This is a genomic window from Actinopolymorpha sp. B9G3, assembly GCF_040120725.1.
In the GTDB taxonomy this organism is placed as follows: Bacteria; Actinomycetota; Actinomycetes; order Propionibacteriales; family Actinopolymorphaceae; genus Thermasporomyces.
In genome coordinates, this window is record NZ_JBEEAB010000018.1 from 35,945 (window position 1) to 56,897 (window position 20,953).

At 71.6% G+C, this 20,953-nt stretch carries 12 protein-coding genes; 7 read left to right on the forward strand and 5 right to left on the reverse strand.

Annotated features, from left to right (window positions below):
* Positions 1-97 precede the first annotated feature (97 nt).
* On the forward strand, positions 98-1,807 hold the full coding sequence (locus ABNF93_RS25960) for an ABC transporter ATP-binding protein (RefSeq protein WP_349330799.1): 1,710 nt from the start codon (positions 98-100) through the stop codon (positions 1,805-1,807).
* Between the two features lie 63 nt (positions 1,808-1,870).
* Here ABNF93_RS25960 and ABNF93_RS25965 read toward each other — a convergent pair whose 3' ends face one another.
* Positions 1,871-2,284 (reverse strand): hypothetical protein, encoded by a 414-nt coding sequence (locus tag ABNF93_RS25965; protein ID WP_349330800.1) that lies wholly within the window; start codon positions 2,282-2,284, stop codon positions 1,871-1,873.
* A 166-nt stretch (positions 2,285-2,450) separates the two neighbouring features.
* Between ABNF93_RS25965 and ABNF93_RS25970 the strand changes: the two genes are divergently transcribed.
* The 6 genes from ABNF93_RS25970 to ABNF93_RS25995 are packed head-to-tail and all read left to right on the forward strand — an operon-like array spanning position 2,451 to position 9,565.
* On the forward strand, positions 2,451-3,992 hold the full coding sequence (locus ABNF93_RS25970; RefSeq protein WP_349330801.1) for a phage tail sheath family protein: 1,542 nt from the start codon (positions 2,451-2,453) through the stop codon (positions 3,990-3,992).
* Positions 3,993-4,017: 25 nt separating this feature from the next.
* Positions 4,018-4,539: a phage tail protein gene (locus tag ABNF93_RS25975; protein ID WP_349330802.1), complete on the forward strand. Its 522-nt coding sequence runs from the start codon at positions 4,018-4,020 to the stop codon at positions 4,537-4,539.
* Between the two features lie 31 nt (positions 4,540-4,570).
* Complete coding sequence (locus ABNF93_RS25980) at positions 4,571-5,308, forward strand: hypothetical protein (RefSeq protein ID WP_349330803.1); 738 nt, start codon at positions 4,571-4,573, stop codon at positions 5,306-5,308.
* On the forward strand, positions 5,305-6,411 hold the full coding sequence (locus ABNF93_RS25985) for a hypothetical protein (RefSeq protein WP_349330804.1): 1,107 nt from the start codon (positions 5,305-5,307) through the stop codon (positions 6,409-6,411). Before ABNF93_RS25980 ends, ABNF93_RS25985 begins: the two co-directional genes overlap by 4 nt.
* Positions 6,408-7,664, forward strand: coding sequence for a Pvc16 family protein (locus tag ABNF93_RS25990; RefSeq protein WP_349330805.1), 1,257 nt, complete (start codon positions 6,408-6,410; stop codon positions 7,662-7,664). The genes ABNF93_RS25985 and ABNF93_RS25990 overlap by 4 nt, the downstream gene beginning before the upstream one ends.
* On the forward strand, positions 7,661-9,565 hold the full coding sequence (locus ABNF93_RS25995) for an ATP-binding protein (protein WP_349330806.1): 1,905 nt from the start codon (positions 7,661-7,663) through the stop codon (positions 9,563-9,565). The genes ABNF93_RS25990 and ABNF93_RS25995 overlap by 4 nt, the downstream gene beginning before the upstream one ends.
* Positions 9,566-9,580: 15 nt before the next feature.
* On the opposite strand, the gene ABNF93_RS26000 is transcribed toward ABNF93_RS25995, so the two are convergent.
* From ABNF93_RS26000 to ABNF93_RS26015, 4 genes are read right to left on the reverse strand one after another with little or no spacing between them, the layout of a single operon-like run.
* Complete coding sequence (locus ABNF93_RS26000; protein WP_349330807.1) at positions 9,581-13,366, reverse strand: eCIS core domain-containing protein; 3,786 nt, start codon at positions 13,364-13,366, stop codon at positions 9,581-9,583.
* A gap of 16 nt (positions 13,367-13,382) precedes the next feature.
* Positions 13,383-16,064 (reverse strand): DUF6519 domain-containing protein, encoded by a 2,682-nt coding sequence (locus tag ABNF93_RS26005; protein ID WP_349330808.1) that lies wholly within the window; start codon positions 16,062-16,064, stop codon positions 13,383-13,385.
* Between the two features lie 43 nt (positions 16,065-16,107).
* A complete protein-coding gene (locus ABNF93_RS26010; protein ID WP_349330809.1) occupies positions 16,108-18,360 on the reverse strand; it encodes a phage tail protein in 2,253 nt (750 codons plus the stop codon).
* The gene (locus ABNF93_RS26015) at positions 18,357-20,951 is read right to left on the reverse strand and encodes a baseplate J/gp47 family protein (protein WP_349330810.1); all 2,595 of its coding nucleotides are present in this window, start codon (positions 20,949-20,951) and stop codon (positions 18,357-18,359) included. The genes ABNF93_RS26010 and ABNF93_RS26015 overlap by 4 nt, the downstream gene beginning before the upstream one ends.
* Between the last annotated feature and the right edge of the window lie 2 nt (positions 20,952-20,953).

Consider the following 20,953-nt stretch of genomic DNA (forward strand, 5'->3'; position numbering starts at 1 on the left):
GATCATGTCCGATCGAGTGACAGCGTCGCCCGAGAGCCGCCACCAGCCCTGACAGAGAGCCTGGGCCTCGCTGCTGACATCACAGTGGAGGCTCCTGATGCATCTTTCCCTTCTGCTTCGCCTGCGCCGTTTCCTGGCCGGACAGCGGTCGAGGCTTGCTCTGTTCATCGCGTTGTTGCTGGCGTCGGCGCTCCTCGCCGTCGCGGTCCCACTGGCATTCCAGCGGGTCGTCGACGATGGACTGGCGGTGGGCGCCACCACGGTCGCGATGACGTGGACCGGCGTAGCGCTGGCACTCGGCCTGATCGCCACCGGGGTGGGTGCCGTTGCGAACGCCTGGGGCGCCGAGGTCGGTGCCAGGATGTCCGAGGCGCTGCGGTTGGCGCTGTTCGACCAGATCACCGCCCAGCCGTACGCGTTCCATGCCCAGTCCAAGGCCGGCGCAGTGGTTTCCCGGCTGACGCGCAGCCCCTCAGCGGCCAACAACCTGATCCAGTCGATCTTCGGCGCGTTGGTCGGTCAGGGAGTGCTGCTGGTCCTGGCTGTGGTCACGTTGGGCAGTATCAACGTGAGCGCGGTCGTCGTCGTGCTGGCGATGGTGCCACTGTTCATGATCCCGTTCCGGGTGTTCACCAAGCGCCTGTTTACGGCCGGGCGCGACCAGACCGCCGCCACGAGCGAGGTCGAGCACTTCCTCACCGAACGGCTCAATGTGGAAGGTGCCGTGTCGAGGCATCTGCTCCATTCACACCCCGCCGAATCCGCGGAATTCGCCGCACGGGCGGCCAAGATCACGGCGGCCGTGATTCGACGTAACAACAACTTCTACGGATCCCAGTTCTTCACCTCCGCCCTTGCCGCTCTGGGCGTGGCCGGCGCCTATGCTGCCGGCGCGCTGCAGGGTGCCTCGGTGGGACAGGTCGTCGCGATGGCCGGCCTGGTGAAGTTGATCTACGACCCGCTCGTGCAGATCAGCGTCCAAGGGCTCAGCCTGAGTGGCGGCATCATCGAACTGGAGAAGATCTTCGCGGTGCTGGACATGCCGGTCCACCAGCCGGCAGGTCAGCAAAAGCTCGACACGTCGGCGCGACGGCTCACGTTCGAGCACGTGTGGTTCCGGCATCCCGCGCCCGGAACAGCGACCCTGCCTGACCTCGCCGCGGAGACTCCCACCGTCGGCGAACACGACTGGGCGGTCGCCGACCTCACCTTCTCTCTCGTGCCTGGTGGTACGACGGCTCTGGTCGGACCCAGCGGAGCCGGCAAAACCACCACGGCACTGCTCGCCGTCGGGGTGCACCAGCCGACCCGAGGTCGCATCATGATCAACGACCTCGACCTGGCCGAGCTGTCTCCGACCTCGCGGCACCGGGCCATCGGCATGGTGACCCAGGACGTCTTCGTCCTCCACGCCAGCCTCCGGGACAACCTCACGGTCGCCCGGCCCGGGGCGACCGACCGCCACCTCAAGGAGGCCCTGCGTCGCGCCCAGCTCGCCGCCCTCATCGACACCCTCCCGCAAGGACTCGACACCACGGTCGGTGATCGCGGCTTCCGGCTGTCCGGCGGAGAACGTCAACGACTCAGCCTCGCCCGGCTCTTCCTCGCCGATCCGGCCATCGTGATCCTGGACGAAGCAACCGCTCACCTGGACACACTGACCGAAGCCGCGCTCCACAACGCGATGACCCACCACCTGGCCGGGCGCACCACGTTGATCATCGCCCACCGGCAGAGCACGATCGAGAACGCCGACCAGACCATCCATCTCGACAAGGGCCGGGTCGTCACCCCATTCACCGTCTGACGGCTGGCGATCCTGGTCGACGGGGCGCGGGTGGCGAAGGCTGCCCTTGGTGCACAGGGAAAGCTAAGGGGTGTCGAGACAGACGAGAACGTCCACGGCGACCGGATCGGGGCCGTCGTTCTTCACCGTCAGACCACGCGGTCCGTCGGTGACGAGCGCCGCGAGCACATGGGGATTGGCCACGAGGAGCGTTCCGTCGACGACGATCGGGTCGCCGCTCGTCGTCCCGTGGCTCGGAGTCACGGTGACGGTCGCGGCGGAGCCCTGCCCCGAACCACCGCTGGTTGTCGCCCTCAGCGCCAGCAACGCGACCGTGCCACCGTCGGGCAACAGCGGGACCTCCACCTCGTCGGCTCCCCCTGCAGCCTCGAGCGAGCTCGACGCGAAGGTGTACGAGTCCGGAGCCAGGCTCGCTCCGAGCGGCATCGTGGGCCCGCCCTGCACCTTGACCGACGCGGTCACGGAGACGTCGACCATGGGGACCTCCTCGGGACTGTCCTGCTTTCGTACGTCCACAATGCGCCGGCGCCGTCAAAGCGGTGTCACCGCCGCGTCACCGAGCCCGTGACGCGGGTGTGACGAGCAGGTGACGGCACTCGGGCACCGTGAGGAGCCGAGGCGATCATCGTCGAAGGAGCCTGCGATGCCTGCAGCACTCACCTACCCGGGCGTGTACGTCCAGGAGATCCCCAGTGGTAGCCGCGCCATCACCGGCGTCGCGACGTCGATCGTCGCATTCGTCGGGCGGGCCGCGCGAGGGCCGGTGGACGAACCGGTGTCGATCGCTTCCTTCGCGGAGTTCGAGCGCGTCTTCGGAGGCCTCTGGCGCGAGAGTGGCCTCGGCTACGCGGTCCGCGACTACTACCTGAACGGTGGTAGCAGTGCACTCGTGGTCCGGCTCGCCGGTGGCGCCACCAGCGCCGAGCTCGACGTCGACGGCCTGGCACTCACGGCGTCCGGGCCGGGCTCCTGGGGAAACGTGCTCGAGGTGGACGTGACCCATCCGTCCGCCGGTGACGCGGCCGAGGTCGCGGCCGCACAGGGCGTGGACGCCAACGACCTGTTCCACCTGACCCTCCGTGAAGGGCCGGCAGAGTCCCCACGGCTGCGCGAGGATTTCCTCAACCTCACCGTGGTCGAAGGCCCGCGCCGCGTGGACCTGGTGCTGCGGGCCTCGCAGCTCGTCTCGACCGCGGGAGCGCTGCCCGCCGACCGGCCGGCCGCGGGAACCTACGTGGTGGCGTCCACCGCTCAGGGCGACGACGGTGCCGCTCTCCAGGCCGACGACTACGACGACGGTACGACGTTCGCGAGCGGGAAGAAGGGCCTCTTCGCGTTGGCGAAGGCCGACCTGTTCACCCTGCTGTGCCTGCCGCCGTCGAGTCCGGCGGGAGACCTGCCGGACGCCCTGTGGGCCACGGCCCTGTCGTTCTGCCGGGACCGTCGCGCGTTCCTCCTTGTGGACCCACCCGGTACGGCGACACACACAACGGTGGAGGCCTGGCTCGCCGCCCGAGGCCTCTCGGGGGAGATGGCCCGCAACGGTGCTCTGTACTTCCCGCGCATCCGCCGCCCCGATCCCCTACGCGACGGCGCGGTCGGCGAGTTCGTACCCTGTGGCGCGGTCGCCGGTGTGATGGCGCGGACGGACGCGTCCCGGGGCGTCTGGAAGGCGCCGGCGGGCATCGACGCCGGCCTCGCGGGGGCCAGTGGGCTGACGGTGAACCTGGCCGACTCCGAGAACGGCGCACTGAACCCGAAGGGCATCAACTGCCTGCGGACGTTCCGTGGCGTCGGCTCCGTGGTGTGGGGAGCGCGGACCCTACGCGGCGCGGACATCCTGTCCGACGAGTACAAGTACGTGCCAGTGCGACGGCTGGCGCTGTTCCTGGAGGAGAGTCTCTACCGCGGCTCGCAGTGGGTGGTGTTCGAACCGAACGACGAACCCCTGTGGTCGCAGGTCCGCACCACGCTCGGCGCGTTCATGCAGGACCTGTTCCGGCAGGGCGCGTTCCAGGGTCGCACGCCGCGCGAGGCGTACTTCGTCAGGTGCGACGGGGAAACCACCACGCAGTACGACATCGACCGCGGGATCGTCAACATCCTCGTCGGCTTCGCACCGCTCAAGCCGGCCGAGTTCGTGGTCATCGGCATCCAGCAGAAGACCACCAGCGCGTCGGCCTGAGCGGCACGCGGAAAGGAGGGGCGGCATGGCCGAGTTCACGGTGAACGCGACCCGCTTCGACCCGTACAAGAACTTCAAGTTCCGGGTGAAGTGGGACGGCCGGTACGTCGCCGGCATCAGCAAGGTGGGTGCCCTCAAGCGGACGACCGAGGTGGTGGCCCACCGGCACGGCGGCGACCCCAGCAGCAGTCGCAAGTCACCCGGTCGTTCGGAGTTCGAGGCGATCATGCTCGAACGCGGTGTGACCCACGACCAGGACTTCGAGCAGTGGTCGAACAAGGTGTGGAACTTCGGCTCCGGGCTCGGAGCCGAGACCTCGCTGAAGGACTTCCGCAAGGACATCATCATCGAGGTCTACAACGAGGCGGGCCAGCTGGCCCTTGCGTACAAGGTGTTCCGCTGCTGGGTCTCGGAGTTCCAGTCACTGCCGGAGCTGGACGCCAACGCCAACGCCGTCGCGATCCAGAGCCTCAAGCTGGAGAACGAGGGATGGGAACGCGACTACGCGGTCACCGAGCCGACGGAACCGTCGTTCGTCGAGCCCTGACCTCTCGGCACCTTGACCGGAAGGACGGCCAATGGGCGCTCTCCGCGATCCCGGGCGGTTGCTCGTCGCGTGGGAGGACGCTGCCGGTGTGCCGCCGGCTGCCCGCGGCACGGTCCTCCTCCACCGGGCAGGGCTGGTCGACGACCTCGACACCGCCCTCGACCTCCCGATCGGGGTGGTCGCGTCGCTGGCCGCCCGGCTCTACGCCGAGGAGTTCGGTGCTGTGGTTCCGGGGATCCTGACGTGTCACAGCTGTGGGCAGCTGCTCGACGTGGAGCTACCGATGGCCTCCGTCGTCGCCGCGTCCCAGGACGAGTCCGTGGGCGCGGAGTCCGCGGTCGCACTCGCCGGCGGCCGCAGGCTGCTGGTCCGCGCACCGACGACGAGGGACCTGGTCGCCGCCGGCGGTTCACACGACCCCGCGCGGGAGCTCCTGAACCGCTGTGTCCGCGCCGAGGACAACGCCCCGGTCGATGCCGACGGCCTCGACGAGGCCGCGCTGACGCTGGTGGACGCCGCGGCCGAGGAACTCGCCGGGTCCGCGGCGGTCGTCGTGCGTACGGCCTGCCCGTCCTGCGGCACCGAGGTGGCCGCGCCGTTGGACGTCGCCGCTCTCCTCTGGGACCGGGTGGCGTACGCCGCACCCGCCATCCTCGCCGAGGTCGCCGAGCTCGCCGCCGCGTTCGGATGGGCGGAGGCCGAGGTGCTCGCGCTCACACCGGTCCGACGTCGCACCTACCTCGAACTCGCCCGAGGAGGTGCCCGGTGAGCGCGTTCTTCGCGCGGATGGCAGCGCGAGCGTCCGGCCAGGAAGTGCCCGTCGCGGTGCGCCAGCCTCAGCCGTACGAGACAGCGACGGACCCAGGTACCGGCGGGCCGGCGCGAGGATGGCTTCCGAACGGCACCCAGCACGCAGACGTGACGGAGCTACCCGCTTTCGTGCTGCCCGAGGTGTCGAGTGAGACCCGTGACCGTGCCATCGACCCGCGGTTCCCGGACCGGCTGAGGTCCAGTCAGCCCGCGTACGGCGTACCTTCGCACCCGTCCGCCCCGATCGACGGTGGGCGGGCACGCCCCGGACCAGCCCACCCTCCGGCCGTCCTGCCCCTCCGGCGCACCACCCCACCCGACGTCGCACCGCGTCCCGGGACAGATTCGCCGGGCGGCCCGCACCCGTCCACGCCACTGATCGCCGCGACCCGCCCGGAGCGGGACCGACCCGGTGTCGATCCCTCCGGAGGGGCACCGGCCGGATCAGAACTGGACGGCCGACGGCAGCCGCTGGCTCAGGAGGCTTCGACACCCACCACGCCCCCTCCGCGACCCGCCGGATCGACGCCCGCCGTCCAGCAGCAGCCCGGTTCGCGGCGTCGGCAGCAGCCTCGCGGAGCACCCGAGCCGGCCAGTCAGGCAGCTTCGGCGGCCACGTCGGGCGAGCCACTGTCGGCCGCGCGACGCGCCACGGGAAACACGCGTCCACCGGTACCCGATCTGGCGACCCTGCTGCGAACCCACGTCCTCCCGCACCTGGCTGACCGGGGTGCGGTGTCCCGCGACGAGATCGTGGTCGTCGACGACACCCCGAACGGCTCGCCGGCGAGACACCGCGACCCACCGGCGGCCGGGACCGTGAGCGTACGCACCGGACAGGTCCGCAGCCACGGGTCCGAGGCGTCCGGACCGCGAGCCGATCGTGGCGCTCCGGCAGGACGTGCAGCACCAGAGGTGAACGTCCACATCGACCGCGTCGTCGTGACCAGGGCACCGGCGCCCCCACCCACCCCCGCTCCGGTGTCGCCGCCCACCCCACGGTCCGGCCGTACCCGTGTCGACCACGCCGGCTACCTCACCCGCCGCCGGGAGCGCGGATGAGCAACTCATTGGCGATCGCTGCGGTCACCTCGGCCATCAGGTACGTCCTCGACCGGGCCCTCGAACGTACGCACCCCGGGCAGGTCGGAGACGCGGCCGTAACGACGCTGCACCCCGCCAAGCTGGTGACCACCGATCTCGCCGGCAGTGCGGGCATCAACGTGTACTGCTACCAGGGAACCCCCAACCACGCGTGGAACCTCACCGACCTGCCGACGCGACGCGGCGACGGCTCCACCGTCAAGCGTCCGATCGCCGCCCTCGACCTGCACTACCTCCTCACCTGCTACGGCGAGGAGACGCGGCTCGAACCGCAGCGGCTGCTCGGCCGGGTCGTCGGCGCCCTGGCCGCCACCTCCATGCTCACCCGGGGCGTCGTGACCGCCGCCCTGGATCTCTACAGCGGCGACGACACGGAGACGCCGTTCCTGGCCGCGTCCGACCTCGCCGACGAGGTGGAGCTGGTCAAGCTCTCCCCGGCGACGCTGTCGCTGGAGGAGATGTCCAACCTGTGGGGAATGCTCGACACGCCGTACCAGCTGTCGTTGACCTACCTCGCCACAGTGGTGCTGATCGCCGCGGACGTGACACCGAAGGTGGCGTTGCCGGTTCGTCGGCGGGCTCTGACGGTGAGCCCTTCGGGGCCACCCCGGCTTGCGAGCGTCACGACCGACCCCGCGGACCAGGCGGTGGGGACCGGATCGACGGTCGTCGTCCGCGGCAGCCGCCTCCTCGGGCCTGGCGCGGGGGTCAGGATCGGCCCGGTGGCCCTCGCGCCGCAGCCCGGAGCCACCGCGGACGAGGTGCGGGTTGTGGTCGCCGACACGGTGCCAGCGGGCGTACACGCGGTACAGGTGACCCACCGGTCCCCGGCCGGCCCGGCCGGAGCACCGTCCCGAGTCGTCGCAACCTCCAACGCCGTCCCTCTCGTCGTCCGCCCCTCCGTGAACGTGACGGGCATCGACGCCGACGCCGTAACCCTCGCGGTCAGCCCGCCACTGCAGGCCGGACAGCGTGCCACCGTGGTCCTCGGCCGGCTGTCAGGCGGTTCTCCCGAGGATCCCACCGACGTGACCCTCGTCCTGCCGCCGCTACCCGACGATGAGGCACCGCAGCCGTCGCTCGTCGTCCCCTCCGACGACATCCCGGAGGGTCGGTGGCTCGTGCGTCTCCAGGTGGACGGGGTCGACAGCCTGCCCGGCCTCGTGGGTGAGACCTACGCCGCACCGTCCGTCACGCTTCCGGCGCCATGACCCAGACCACCAGCGCCACGTGGGAGCAGGCCAACCGGGACGCTCTCGTCGCCGAGCTCGGCGTCCTGCGCGCGCTGCTCCGGCACCGCGCCGGGGAGGTCAACGGACCCGGACCTGACGAAGCGCGGGCGGCCGCAGCGTGCGCGCAGGAGCGGTTGCCGGGTCCGAGCGCCCTGGACCAGGTGGTGCAGGGTTTCGGCCTGACGACGTTCGAGCGGTCGGCTCTGCTTCTCGCGGCCGGGCCCGAACTCGTCGCGGCGACCGCTGACGAGATCGCGGCTGTCGGTGGTGACCCGCGGCCCACGTTCGCACTCGCTCTGTCGACTCTTCCCGAGGCCTCCTGGGGCGCAATGACGCCGACCGCCCCGTTGCGGCGGTGGCAGTTGTTGCGGCTGCTCGACCCGACCTCGCTGACTCGTACGCCGCTGCTGGTGGCCGAACGGGTGCTCCACCACCTGGTCGGCGCGGGCTACCTCGATCCCGAGCTCGCCGCGGTCGCCCGGCCGGCAAGCACCGCGGTCGAGCTCGCCGACTCTCTACGTGAGGCGGCCGACGCCGTCGCGGCAGCCTGGGCCGACGGCCGGCTGGTCGTGCTGAGCGGACCACAGCGGGAGAACCTCACCACCGTCGCGGCAGCGGCGGGTCAGGCGGCCGGTGGCCAACGGCTCTTCGTCGTGTCCGCCACGGACCTCCCGCGTGCACCAGCCGACCGGGACCACCTCCTGCGCCTGATGGAACGCGAGTCCGTACTGGCCGGGTGCGCGTGGGCAATCGATCTCGACGGTGCCCGAGCGGACGAGGTCGGCGGGCTCCTGCGTGCGCTTCCCGGCCTCGGCGTCCCCGCCGTGCTGCTGGCGACGGACGACACGACCGCCCCCGCTGGGGCCGTCCGGGTCAGTGTTCCCCGCCTCGGAGTCCAGGAGCGACACGCGATGCTGTCGGCCGCGTTGCGTCGGCACCGCGGCACGCGGCCCGGCCCGGACGACGCCGCGACGCTCGCCACCGCGGGCGTGTTCGACCTGGCCGTCGCCGACATCGAGGCGGCCGCTGAGGACGTCGGGCGCGGGCGGGCACTCTGGGAGGCCTGCCGGACGCGGGCACGGAGCAGGTTCGCGGGGATGGCGCAGGTCGTCGAACCCCGGGCGGGCTGGGACGACCTCGTGCTCCCGGCGGGTCGCCTCGACCAGTTGCGCGCGCTCGTCGCGGGCGTACGACACCGGGCTACGGTGCTCGACGACTGGGGCTTCGCCGACCGCTCGGCGCGCGGACTGGGGACTGCTGCGCTCTTCGCCGGGCCCAGTGGCACCGGCAAGACGCTCGCGGCCGAGGTCGTCGCCGGTGCCCTCGGGCTGGACCTCGTGGTCGTCGACCTCAGCCAGGTCGTGAGCAAGTACATCGGCGAGACCGAGAAGAACCTGCGCAGGGTCTTCGACGCCGCCGAGGACAGCGCCGCGGTGCTCCTCTTCGACGAGGCGGACACACTGTTCGGCAAGCGGACGGAGGTGCGGGACAGCCACGACCGCTACGCCAACCTCGAGGTCGGCTACCTGTTGCAACGGATCGAGTCGTTCCGCGGCCTGGCGGTGCTCACGACCAACGCGAGATCCGTTCTGGATCAGGCGTTCCTGCGGCGGCTCCGGGTCGTGGTGACATTCCCGTACCCCGACCTCGCCGCCCGCGAGGCGATGTGGCGGCGGGCGTTCCCACCCCAGACGCCGACGGCCGGACTCGACCCGCGCAAGCTCGCGGGCGTCGACCTGCCGGGTGGCGGGATCGCGGCCGCCGCACTGACAGCGGCGTACCTGGGGGCTGACCGCGGCGAGGTCAACGCGGCCGACGTCGCCGCGGCGACCCGCTGGGAACTCGCGAAGACCGGCCGCACCGTCCCCGGCCGGAAGTAACCGGTACGCCGGCAATCATCGCACCGGTACGGCACGCGCGTTGGCGGCTCGGCTGGCCTCCTCCGCAGTGGCGAAGAGGGCATCGGGTCCCGTCCGGATGACGTTCGGGCGCTCCAGCAGTTGGAGGTCCGAGGTGGACGTGGGGAAGTCGACGAAATCCCCCAACTGCTCTGGGTGCGTGTGGGTCCAGGTCAGCGCGACAGTCGCACCGGTGAACCGGTCGAACCACCCGGCCAGTGTCTGACAGCACATCGCGCACGGCATCCGGCTGATCTCCAACTCCACCGAGTGCAGCGCGGACCAGTCGTCACGAGGAACGTCCCTCAGTACCTGGTGAACGAGCTTGTACTCGGCGTGGGAGTGGTTGTTGTGCTCGCGGGCGTTCGGTGGCAGCCGGAAGTTCTGGCTCACCACCTGGAGGACGTCGGTGGTGAGACGCTCTCCAGCCGGGACCGTTGTCCGGCGCTCCGGCCCCGCCTCGGGATGCACGAGCTGAGCGCCGGGTAGGTCGAAGTCCCCTTGTGCCACCTGGACCGCACCGCCAACGTCAGGGTGTGCGATCGCGCCACGTCTGTTTGTCGCCGCGTAGAACTGCCGGGGTGATTCCAGCGTGACGGCCCGGCTGAACCGCAGCGTGGCGGCCGCGCGAACGGTCCAACCTGGTCGGGCGAGCCGCATGAGCACCGCCGGTTCAAGTGGACTTGCCTCGACGAGGATCGGATAGCCGCCCGTCTCGTCGGTTTCCCCGACGACGATCCGGTGCACGCCCAGTGACTGGAACCGCTGCTCGACCCCCGCGACGATCGGTGTGACCTGCTCCCTCGTGTGCGCGGCAGAGAGTTCGGTCAGCAGGGCGGCCGCCACTTGGGAGCGCACGTCTCCGGCCGCGCCGGACGCTGGCTGTGTTCCGGCCGGTTCGGCAGCACCACCGCCTGCGCCGGTCAACGCCGCGAGGGCGGCGGAGCCGAGGCGGACGGCCTGCTCGAACAGCCAGTCCAGCGCCTGGTCGATCAGCTGGCGGAGACTCTGGATGATCTCGACGATCTTCTCCGGGACGTTGCCGATGCCGACCTGGTTGGCGAGGAAGCCGATGGCGATCGGGACGGCGTTGGCCAGGCCCTGTTCGATCATCTCCGCGCCAGGGACGATATTGCCGGCGGCCACCTCCGCGAATGTCGTGACGTACTGGTTGACGATCTCGAGGATGTCCCGCAGGTACTCGATCGCGGACTGCACGGCATTGAAGAACGCGACGAAACTGTTGACGATCGCCATGACGCCGGTCGGGTCGAGCATCGAGATCAGCCGCGCTGTGACGTTCTGGACGATCTCGGTGAGGATCCAGTCCCGCGCCATCCCGAGCAGGGTGTCCCAGAGGCCGCTCAACTGGTCGACGACGTACTCCCAGATCGCCGTCAGCCCGCGTTCCTGCACGTCCCGGATGAACGACCAAGCCCCGGTGAGCGTGTCGATCGCGCCGCGGATCATCGCGACGCGTTCCTCGCCGATGTGCTCGCCGAGCTTCTGCCAGAGCATCTCGACGCTGACGCCGAGTACGTCGAGGACGAGACCGAGGATGGACTGCAGCGACAGGTCGGTGGGCAGCGTGATGCCGAGCTGTCCGAGGCCGCGGAACAGCCAGTCGACCAGGCCCTGCAGCAGGTACGACCCGATGTTGTCGAAGAAGCCGGTGAACCCCGCCTTGAGGGCGTCGAGCATGTTGACGAGGAATCCAACGGGGTCACGTTGGATGTCCTCGATGGCTCGCATCGCGTTGGCGATGATGCTGGCGAGCAGGTCGGACGGGAAGTTCATCAGCTGCAGGACGAGGGTGAGGACCACTTCGACCACGACGGTGACGAACTCCACGATCCGGGCGAGAGGGTCGCCGAACCGCTCGACCACGCGGACGAACGCCCCGATCGGGTCGAGCAGGTCGTCCAGTGAGAGCGTGTCCCAGATTCCGAGGAACGTGCTCGTGATGAGTTCGACGGAGATGCCGAGCCTGGTCATCTCGGTCTCGATGCGTTCGGCCGCCGACCCGATGACGCCGGACTCCGCGAGTTGGTCGTACGTCGCCTCGCCGCCCGGCAGGAGGGTGATGAATCCCTTGATGAGGTTCTCCGCCGTTCGCTCGACGACGTCGCCGGTGAAGGGGTTCTGCTCCAGGATCACGGTGAGCAGGTGGAAGCCGGGGATCTGGTGTGCGTACGTGGAGAGCCAGCCGAGCAAGGAGTGCTTGACAAGTTCGAGCACCTTGGCGATGACGGTGGTCGCGAAGTCGGCGATGCCACGGACGAGGTCGAACGCACGTGTGGCAAGGGATCCGAGGTTCGTCAGGAGGTCGGGGAGGTTCTCTGGCTGGATCGCCTCCCACGCATCGCTGAACAGTGCGCGCAGTGCGCCCAGCAGGGTGGCGAAGGTGGCGAACTGGATGTCGAGCCAGTCGGCGGTCTCCTGGAGCGTGCCGCGTTCCTGCATCTGCGCCAGCACGTCCTCCTGCCCGATCAGCCGCAGGAAGTCGCCCAGGATGTCGACCGTGGCCGCCTCGACCGGCTGGTCCCGCAGCGGGTCGTGGTGCAACACCTTCCGGACGAGGTCCCACATCGGAGCGATCTCCGGTGTCTGCAGGAGCGGTTCGACGACTCCGACCGCCGCGGTTCGGACGATCTCGATCACCCGTCCGACGATGGCCGCGACGAAGTTGCGGACGTCTGTCAAGATCGCGTTGACATAGCGGCGAACGATCGCCACGTTGCCGTCGATGCCCTCGGTGACGGACAGCTCGGCCCAGGCCGCGTCGATGTCCCTCCCAATGCGGGCGGTCGTGAGGTTGTGCTGGGCAAGGGATTCCGTCACGAGGTCGAACACGTCGCCGAGCACGTCGACGGCCGAGAGCACCTGACCGACGGCCGCGCCGAACGGGCCGTACGCCAACAGCTCCTCGACCAGTTGCTCGCGGCTGACCTGGACGGGTTCGTCGGTGAGGGGATCGCTGCCGGTGATCTGGGTGAGGAGGGTGTAGCCAGGAATCGACCGGGCCGCGGAGGTGACCCCGCGCAGGACGAAGTCCGGGATCCCGACCTCGGGGAGGGAGACGTCGGGCAGCGAGAAGTCGAAGTCCCGCATGAGGGTCGAGCGGTGGACGGTGAAGGCGTTCTGCTGGGCGACGTGGGTCGCCTCGTGCGCCATCAGCGACGCGTCCGACGCGGACTCGCCGGCGCGGAGGTAGATGGTCCCACCGGACGTGAATGCCCGGGCCTGCAGAGCGGCGGCCGCCGCGTCGACCTCCGGACCCCGGCGGACGCGGACGCTACTCAGATCAGTGCCCAGGTGCGGCTCGATCCGCGCTCGTACGCCCGGGTCCAGCGGCTGACCACCACCCGGCCGGGCGACGAGCGCCTCGACCGACCGCGGAACACCGGGTCCGCGGGCGGGCACCGGGCCACCCGTCGATGCCGGTACGTCCGCGGGGCCGACCTGCCGCAGGACCTGCCCGGGCGTGGAGGGCGCGTCGCCCGGTGGCGCCGACGGGACGGCAGCGCCACGGCTCACCCGCGCCGCCACGGCGTCCGCCTGCCGTTCGAGCGGATCGCCGGGGCTGCTCACCGACAGCTTCGCCTGCACCGGCCAGGCAAGGGCGACTTCGCGGGGCGCAGGGGCGGGTAGCGCTGCGAGATCGTGCCCGCCGTGTGCGCCGTTCGCGGGTTCGGGTTCGGATGCCGGTGCACGTGCCCGCTCGGCCGGCCGGTCGTGGGACCGGTCGGCCCGGCGGGTGCGGGTCGGCGTCAGCGCGGCCATCGGATGTTCGCCGCATTCATTCGGTGAGCCGGAACCACTGGACGAACGGGCCGCCGGTTACCGCGTCGTCGCTCGGCAGGAGGTACTCGGTGCGCCCGCTGCCGTCCAACGCCGTCACGACGTGGCCGTTGAGGTGCAGGTCGGGATCGCGTTCACCGACGATCGCCCAGCCGTCCAGGACGAATCGCCCGATGAGCGGACGTTCCCAGCCGACGTGGCGCCGCAGACCTTCGAACAGCCGCTCCGTCAGCCACTGCACGGTCTCGCCGGCGGGCCTCCAGACGATGATGTCGTTGTCGGCGTTCCACTCCGCGTCGAGCTCGATCGGCCGGAACCCCACCGGCGGCATGTCCGGCCAGACCGTGTCCATCTCGCCCGGCAGCGGCCACGGCAGGTCCAGGACCACGCGGACGACGGGTTTTCCCCGGACCGTGTCCTGGGCGACCGGGCCGTCCAGCTGGACCAGGATCCCCTCGGCGAGTTCGCCGGCCTTGACGACGTCGTCGTTGGCGAACTCGCGGACTCCGAGCAGCTCCAGCCCCGCCACGTGCACGCCCGGGAGGTCGGCGCGACCAGACTGCGGCCGCTGCGCGGTCACCACGACGGGTGCTCGTGTCCCGTCGCCGTCCACGCGGATCGTCAGGGTGTCGCTGGCGGCGCCCTGGGCGAACGACGGCTGCCACCAGAACGCCACGCCCCCGTCGGACTCGGCGGCTGCCCTGGCCAGCTGTTCCGCGTGGACGGCCTCCAAGCTGTCCGGAAGTGCCTCGCCCGGCTTGGCCGGCGCGACCAGAGCGCCCTCGGTCGCCTCGGCGGTGACCTCGACACCCTTGACCGGGCCGCACGGGCTGTCGAGGATCACGCGGACCGGCTCGGGCAGGACCTTGCGGTTCGGCGGGAGGTACTGCCCGTCCCCGCCCTGCAGCCGCAGTTCCACCGTGGTGGCGAGCTGGCCGAGTGCGTCCTGCACCGTCGTCGTGCCGTCGAAGCCGTCGCAGACCGGCGTCCACGCGACCTGCGACGCGACGCTGCGCCGCCCGGTGACGATCACCTGGACGCCGGTGCCGACGCCGTGGTCGTCCAGGCGTTGCATCACCAGTCGTTGCGTCGAAGCCGCGCCGGTCGCATTGCTGAGCGTCCACCGGACGGCGGCGACACCGTCCGGGCCGGTGGGTACGTCGCGCTGCGATCCGGATCCCGTGGCGTCGGCGACCGTCCCGCTCTGCGCCGTGAATCTCACCCGCGCACCGACGACCGGGAGCCCGCCGTTGCGGACCACCACGCGGACCGGCTCCGGCAGGGGCGTACCCGGAAGGGACTCCTGCCCGTCGCCGCCTGCCAGGTCGAGGGTTACGAGGTCGGTCAGGGACGGTGCGAACCTGCGGCAGTCCGACACCCGCGTCCAGCCGGACGACGTCCGTTCGACGACCGCGAGCGGTGCCACGTGGTGGACCGGACCGAGCGGCCGCGCCGGCACCGGGTCGCCGTCGGCGTCCGTCGGCCAGTCGAGCGTCCCGGACAGCGCGGTGAGGCCGTACGCGAGCCGCACCGTCCGCGCCGGAACCAGCCAGTAGTCACCGGTGCGGTAGGCGCCCCCGCCGTCGAACGTGACCCGGATCCCGCCCTCCAGGTCGTCCGGGCTGGTGTTCGCGTCGCGTGGCGGTCCCTCCCACCGGCGGACGATCGGCGCGCGGCCCAGTGCGGCCCGGCTGGCCGGCGCGCCGTCGGTCCACGCCACCGGGAGCCTCAGCCCGTCGGGAACGCCGACGGTGGCGAGGTGTCCGGGCAGGCCGCGCAACTGCCGGTCGGTGCTGGTCACCTCCACCGTGTCGCCTTCGCGGATCGACAACTCGTCGTCCCGGCCCACTCGGTCGAGACGGAGTTCGGCGTCCATCCCGGTCGCGACCGTGGCCTCGATCGCGGTGAGTCCGGCCACGACGCTGCCGTTCTCTCGTGACCAGAGGTAGCGCGGCGTGCCGCCCTGCTCGTCGTGGATCTGGACGCGGTAGAGCTGGTTCTCCAGCCGCGTGTACCCGCCGGACGTCGTGATCCGGCACGGGTCCTCGTCGGGAGCCGCCTGCCGCAACGACGGCGTCATGGTGCCGCGGGTCACCTGGAGCCAGGTCGGGTCGTTCAGGTCGGAGCACTGCAGTGAGCCCGAGATCTCGACGGCGCGGACCTGCCAGACCGTCCTGGCGCGGGTGGTCGTGTCCGGCCCGCCGAGCGCGGGCTCGCGCAGGGACGGTTCCTCGTCGGCGGTGACGTGGTGGGTCCACACGTCCAGGTAGAGCGCGTACCGCGCACCGGCGGTCGTGGACGGCTCGGACAGCCCGGCGGACGAACCGATGGCGGCGAGGTACGGCTGGTCGGTGAGCGGGACCCCTGGACTCCCGGTCCCGTCCGGGCCGGCCTCGCACAGGATGCCGTCGACGTAGTAGCGGCCCGGCGTGATCCGCAGATCGGTCCAGGTCGTGCCGGATGGTGCGCCGCCGGCGGAGTCGACGATCCCGAACCCCGCGTCAGCGGCAGGACCGCCGGTGCGTCCCACGATGTCGCGGGTGCGCGTCTCGTCGTGGTACGCGGTGAGCTCGACCTGCTCGTTCCAGTCCGCGTCGAGAAGCACCCGCCCCTGCTGGAGCAGCACCGAGCGGTAACCCTCGCGCGGGTCGAAGGTCCAACGGCTGAAGTCACCCTGCATGTCCGCTCCCCTAGCTCCGCATCCGCGTTTCCGTACTCCGCGCTCAGCTTCCGAAGATCCCGATCTCGACACCGACGGGCACGTACGGCGCCAGCGCACGTGCGGCCGCCGCGGCGCGCAGTGGCCGGCGTAGGTGGTGGTGCACGCCCATCTCCGCCTCGCCCTCCCCGCCGGTACGGATCACCGACGGACAGGTGGCCGCCAACGCCAGGTACACCGGCGACCCCAGGTCACCCGACGCATAGACGGGCGCGATCGCCTCGCCGCCAGGCTCGGCCGGCACGCACTGGTACCGGCGTGGGGTCCGTGAGCCAGGTCCGGCGAACGAGTAGCGCAGGCACCCGACCTGCCGGTGCTCGACGGTCACCGCGCCGTCGAGGAGACAGCTCGACGCGTCCATCGACCGCACCTCCACGTCTCCGCGCACGGTGCACCCCTCGAACGACGCGTGCACGGCGGCGCCGCTGACCGCGGCGGCGCCGGCCAGCGCCATCGCGTCCCGGCGGGCGTGGGTCCGGGGCAGGAGCGACGGGGCAGCACCGTCGACCACGCTGTCGGTCATCGAGAGGACGGGAACCGGCGCCGTGAGCTCGATCCCGGACACGATGCCGCGCACGATCCGGACCTGGAGGTCGCCGTTCGTGCCGCCGTCCGCACCCTCGACCTGGATCCGGCCCGTGACAGTCGCATGCGCCACGGTCAGCGCACCCAGCCGACCGGGTTCGACCACCAGGTCGCCCTCGACGGCCAGGCCGTCCAGGACCAGGCTGCTGCCGGGTCCACCGGTGACCGTCAGCGAGCCGAGGACGTGCGGGCGCAGGCCGTCAGGTACGTACGCGCCGGGCGTGGGTGCGAGCACCTCACCGCTACGCATGATCCGCGTCGGCCAGCTGGCCGCGACGAGGACCAGCCGGGTGGCGGGCGGGAGGTCGACCCGCAGCGAATCGACGTACGACGCGCTGTCGCCGACGGAGACGACGTACGTGCCACCCGCGGGAGAACTGCCGTCGACCGCTGCCCACTCGTCGTGGACCCGGTCGAGCGCGTCGGTCAGGGAGCCGACCTCCACCATGGACGCGACCGCCCCGGCGCGGACCGACAACTGCCGGTCGGTGCCGGGCCGCCCGTCGTAGCGGTCCGCCGCCAGGAGAGCCTCGTGGCCGTCAGACCGGTCGTAGCTGCCGGCGCCCACGTCGGCCAACCCGCCGTACGCATAGCGGACGAAGACGTTCGCCGGTCGGATGACCTCGCCACCCTCGTAACAGGTCAGGTGTCCGGTCTGGGCGTCCACCATGACCGCACGGACGCCCGGCGTGGAGTCGACGTCCTCCAGCCCGCAGACCCGGATCCGGTCCGGGGGAAGGGCCGTGCCGGTGACGCCGATGCGTACGCCGATCGGGAGCTGCGCGTCGTCCAGGTCATCGCGGCGCGCGGCCTGGAGCAGAGAGAGGAGGCGGCGCGGTCGCAGCGGCACGGGCAGGTCGGCCTCCCCGGCCAGGTGCTCGATCCCTCCGGCCGCGTCGTCGCCCGCGGGTGCGGCGAACAACGGCACTTCCCGTCCGAGCGGGTCGACCTTGAACCCGCTGCCGGATGCGCGGGCCTGCGACCATCCGCCGGCGGCGCCGGTGTCCGCGGCGAGGTCCGACGCGGTGCCCGATGCACCGACCTCGTACACCTGGACGGGGTAGAGGAACACGCCGATGTCGGGGATGCCGTACCTTCCTCGCCGGCTGGCGATCCGGCGTACCTCGGCGGTGTGCGGCAGCGGGTCTAGTCCGGGCGCGAGCGTCGCCGTGCCGGCCTGGTCGAGGGCGAGGAGCTCGAGCCGCTGGGCGTCGCGGAGCGATGCGGTCGCGGGGCGTTCGAGGTGGACGTGGTTGACGTGGGTGGTCGCGGCGAGCAACCGGTAGAACTCCACCGCCCGGGCCGGCCAGCCGGTGACGTCGCGGGCGACCTGCTCGAGGACGGCGGCGGTGCCCTTGCGCCGCCGGTACGCCACCGTGTTGGCGACGACCGAGCGACGGGTCGTGCCGGTGCCGAGGTCGGGCGGCACCTCGGCGAGACCCACGAGATCCGCGAGGTACGGCACCACCCACTCCGCGCAGGTCTCGACGAACCACGCGTCGTACAGGTCGTCCAGGTCGTTCTCGAGCAGGTCGAGCTCGGCCGCCACCGCTGTGAGCAGGGCGCGCAGGACTCCGCCCGCCTCGGCATCCCGCGCCACCACATGGGTCGGGAGCCGACTCAGCAGGGGGGCGAGCGCGTCCTGCGCCTCGAGCGCACCGGACCCGTTCACTGGGCCATCACCCCGATCTCCACGCCCCCGGAGGAAAGGCCGAGCACCTGGGCGGGGAGCAGGTCGCCGTCCTCCCACCGGGCCGGCAGGGCGGACAGCACGTCGGCGGCGCTCGCGTCGGTCGGCAGCACCGGAACCGCGGCGGACGGGTTCGCGCTCCCACCGGGCAACGGCAACAGCCGCGGCATCGTGCAGGCGACGACACCGGGCGTCGACCGCACGGTGACGAGGACGGCTGCCGCGGTCACGGGGGCGGCGAACGCTCGCAGCGCCGGCGCGAGCGTCCCGGCCAGCGCCTCGCGGACGGCCAGCTCGACCCCGGCCCGTTCGTACGCCGGGTCGTGCCGGATCTCGACCCGGATCCCGAACCAGCGCAGGTCTCCGTGCAGCAGTTCCAGCGGTGTGCCCGGGTCGCGGGCGGCGGTGAGCGCGGTGCGGAGGTCCTCCACCAGACCTGCACTTGCCGGTGTCGCGGCCGTGCCGAGCAGGCTGACGGCGACGATCGTCGACCGGCCGTCCCACACGGCGTCCGCGCGTGCCGTTCCGACGCCGGCGAAGCCGCTGGCGAAGTCCTCGTGGTCGGCCACCGAGACGGCCCGGTCGAGGGTACGGATCCGCAGCGGCGCGTTCCGCCGGGCGTCCGCGAGCGTCTCCGGTGGTGCCCAGTCGTGGGCCGGTCCGGGATTCGTGACGCTCCGGATCCCGAACGGGCGGCGGGTGAGCAGGCTGAGTTGACCCGGCGTCGCCGCGCCGTCGGCTCCGATACCGACGCGGTACGTGGCGGTGACGTTCTCCGCGCCCGTCGACGCCCGAGCGCCGTGCGTACCGTCGCCGAGCACGAGCCGCACCGCGCCGTCCTCGCCGTGGCGGACGACGAACACCCGGTCGGAGCCGGTGGCGGTGTCCAGCGACTCCACCTCGGTCCACGCCACGCCGTCGACCCGGAGCTCGAGGGTGCTGCGGGACCCCGCCGCGGTGGTCGCGCGGACGTACGTGAGCGGAGTACGGCGGGGCTGGAACTGTGCGAACGGCGCCCGGCCGTCTCCACTGCCGAGCACCTGGCCGACGGTCTCGCCATGGGTCGCGTCGACGGTGTTGGCCAGCACCCGCAACGTCTGGGGATCGACCGCGGTCGAGAGCTCCCGGTCGAGGGTGACACGCATGAGCGGTTCGCCGGCTGGGTCGGGGTCGTCGACCACCACACAGGCGAGCACGGTGGCCGGTTCGCAGATCGGCGGTGGGTGCGCAGCCGCCGCTGTCGCCGGTCCGGGTGCAGGGGCGCCGGGCGGGTAACCGGTGACGAGCACCCTGCGGCCGGCCGGCAGCGGCGGGTCGGTGGCTTTCAGGTCCAGCTCGGGACCGCGGCCGCCCTCCAGCCGTGGCGCCCGCGTCGCCGGCAGCAGTCGCGACTGGCAGTGCACCAGCGTCTCCCGCCGGCCGAAGGTCGTGAGGTTCTCGGTGAGGTCCACCCGGACCCGGGTGATCCGGCCGCTGATGCCGTAGCGGGCGGTCCCGTCGGCGACCACCTGCTCGACGCGGTACAGCTCGCGGTAATCACTGCGTTCCAGTACCACCCAGGCAGCGTCCGCGACCCGGGTGTGGTCGCCGCCGACCAGCCGCGGGTGGTCGCCGTCCAGCTCCACCACGTCCTCGTCGCCGTGGTCGGTCAGGCCGTACTTCTCCCACTCGAGGACGCCATCTGAGTCGGGGTCCGTCGTGCCGGGCACGCCGGTGTCGCCCGGCCCGCGCAGCAGGTTGGGGTCGGGTGCGTTCCAGCCGAACACGTTGGCTCGTTCGGCGAACGCGAAGACCTGGACGTCCTCCTGCGCGACGAGCTCGGCGCTGCGCCGGTAGCCGATGCGGGGTCGCACCCGCATCAGAGTCCAGCCGGTCAGGCCGTCCGGGTCCTCCCTCGCGGTCTCGACGACGCGGAAGTCCCAGCGCTCATCGTCGTGCGGGACCCGCGCCGACTCACCCGCGCGGCCGTACCGTACGCGCTCCTGACCCACCACCAGCACGGCGTCGCCGGGGCGGACACCGAGGCCGGTGCCGCGCAGCCAGATCTCGGTGTCACCGAACTCGGGGACCTGCCGGCGCGTCGACGCTCCCGGTATCGCGTTCCACACCGCCCGCGCCGGAAGGTCCTGCGAGGTCTCGAACGTCTGCGGCAGCTGTCCCGCACCCGGCACGGTCTGCACCGGCGTACCACCCGGCACGTGCACCTCCACCGGTGCGCCCGGCGCGTCCTCGACGGTGAAGGCCAGCTCCGCGGTCGCCGCGACGCCGGGCCGCAGCTCGTAGCCGAGGGTGCGGGCCAGCTCGCGTACCGACGACAGCTCGGTCGCGGTGCGAAGGAAACCCTCCGCGGCGATGCGTTCGGTGTAGAACGACACCACGTCTGCGACGTACGCCCACGCGTCCAGCACCGCGACGGCGGGTTCGTCTGTACCGTGCCGGGCGAGCGCACGCACCGCGGACGGCTGGTCGTCGCCGGCCAGCACCGCGCGCATCCGGAGCACCGAGGCCGAGTGCGGGGCGACCCGCCAGCTGAGCCCGGGCTGGCCGGGCGGGTTGTCCACGACCGGGGCCACCG

Excerpts from the sequence above, each read along its gene's own strand:
- ABNF93_RS26005 (WP_349330808.1), bottom strand. The coding sequence starts at position 16,064 with ATGCAGGGTGACTTCAGCCGTTGGACCTTCGACCCGCGCGAGGGTTAC.
- ABNF93_RS25975 (WP_349330802.1), top strand. The coding sequence starts at position 4,018 with ATGGCCGAGTTCACGGTGAACGCGACCCGCTTCGACCCGTACAAGAAC.
- ABNF93_RS25960 (WP_349330799.1), top strand. The coding sequence starts at position 98 with ATGCATCTTTCCCTTCTGCTTCGCCTGCGCCGTTTCCTGGCCGGACAG.
- ABNF93_RS25990 (WP_349330805.1), top strand. The coding sequence starts at position 6,408 with ATGAGCAACTCATTGGCGATCGCTGCGGTCACCTCGGCCATCAGGTAC.
- ABNF93_RS25995 (WP_349330806.1), top strand. The coding sequence starts at position 7,661 with ATGACCCAGACCACCAGCGCCACGTGGGAGCAGGCCAACCGGGACGCT.
- ABNF93_RS26000 (WP_349330807.1), bottom strand. The coding sequence starts at position 13,366 with ATGGCCGCGCTGACGCCGACCCGCACCCGCCGGGCCGACCGGTCCCAC.
- ABNF93_RS25965 (WP_349330800.1), bottom strand. The coding sequence starts at position 2,284 with ATGGTCGACGTCTCCGTGACCGCGTCGGTCAAGGTGCAGGGCGGGCCC.
- ABNF93_RS25980 (WP_349330803.1), top strand. The coding sequence starts at position 4,571 with ATGGGCGCTCTCCGCGATCCCGGGCGGTTGCTCGTCGCGTGGGAGGAC.
- ABNF93_RS25970 (WP_349330801.1), top strand. The coding sequence starts at position 2,451 with ATGCCTGCAGCACTCACCTACCCGGGCGTGTACGTCCAGGAGATCCCC.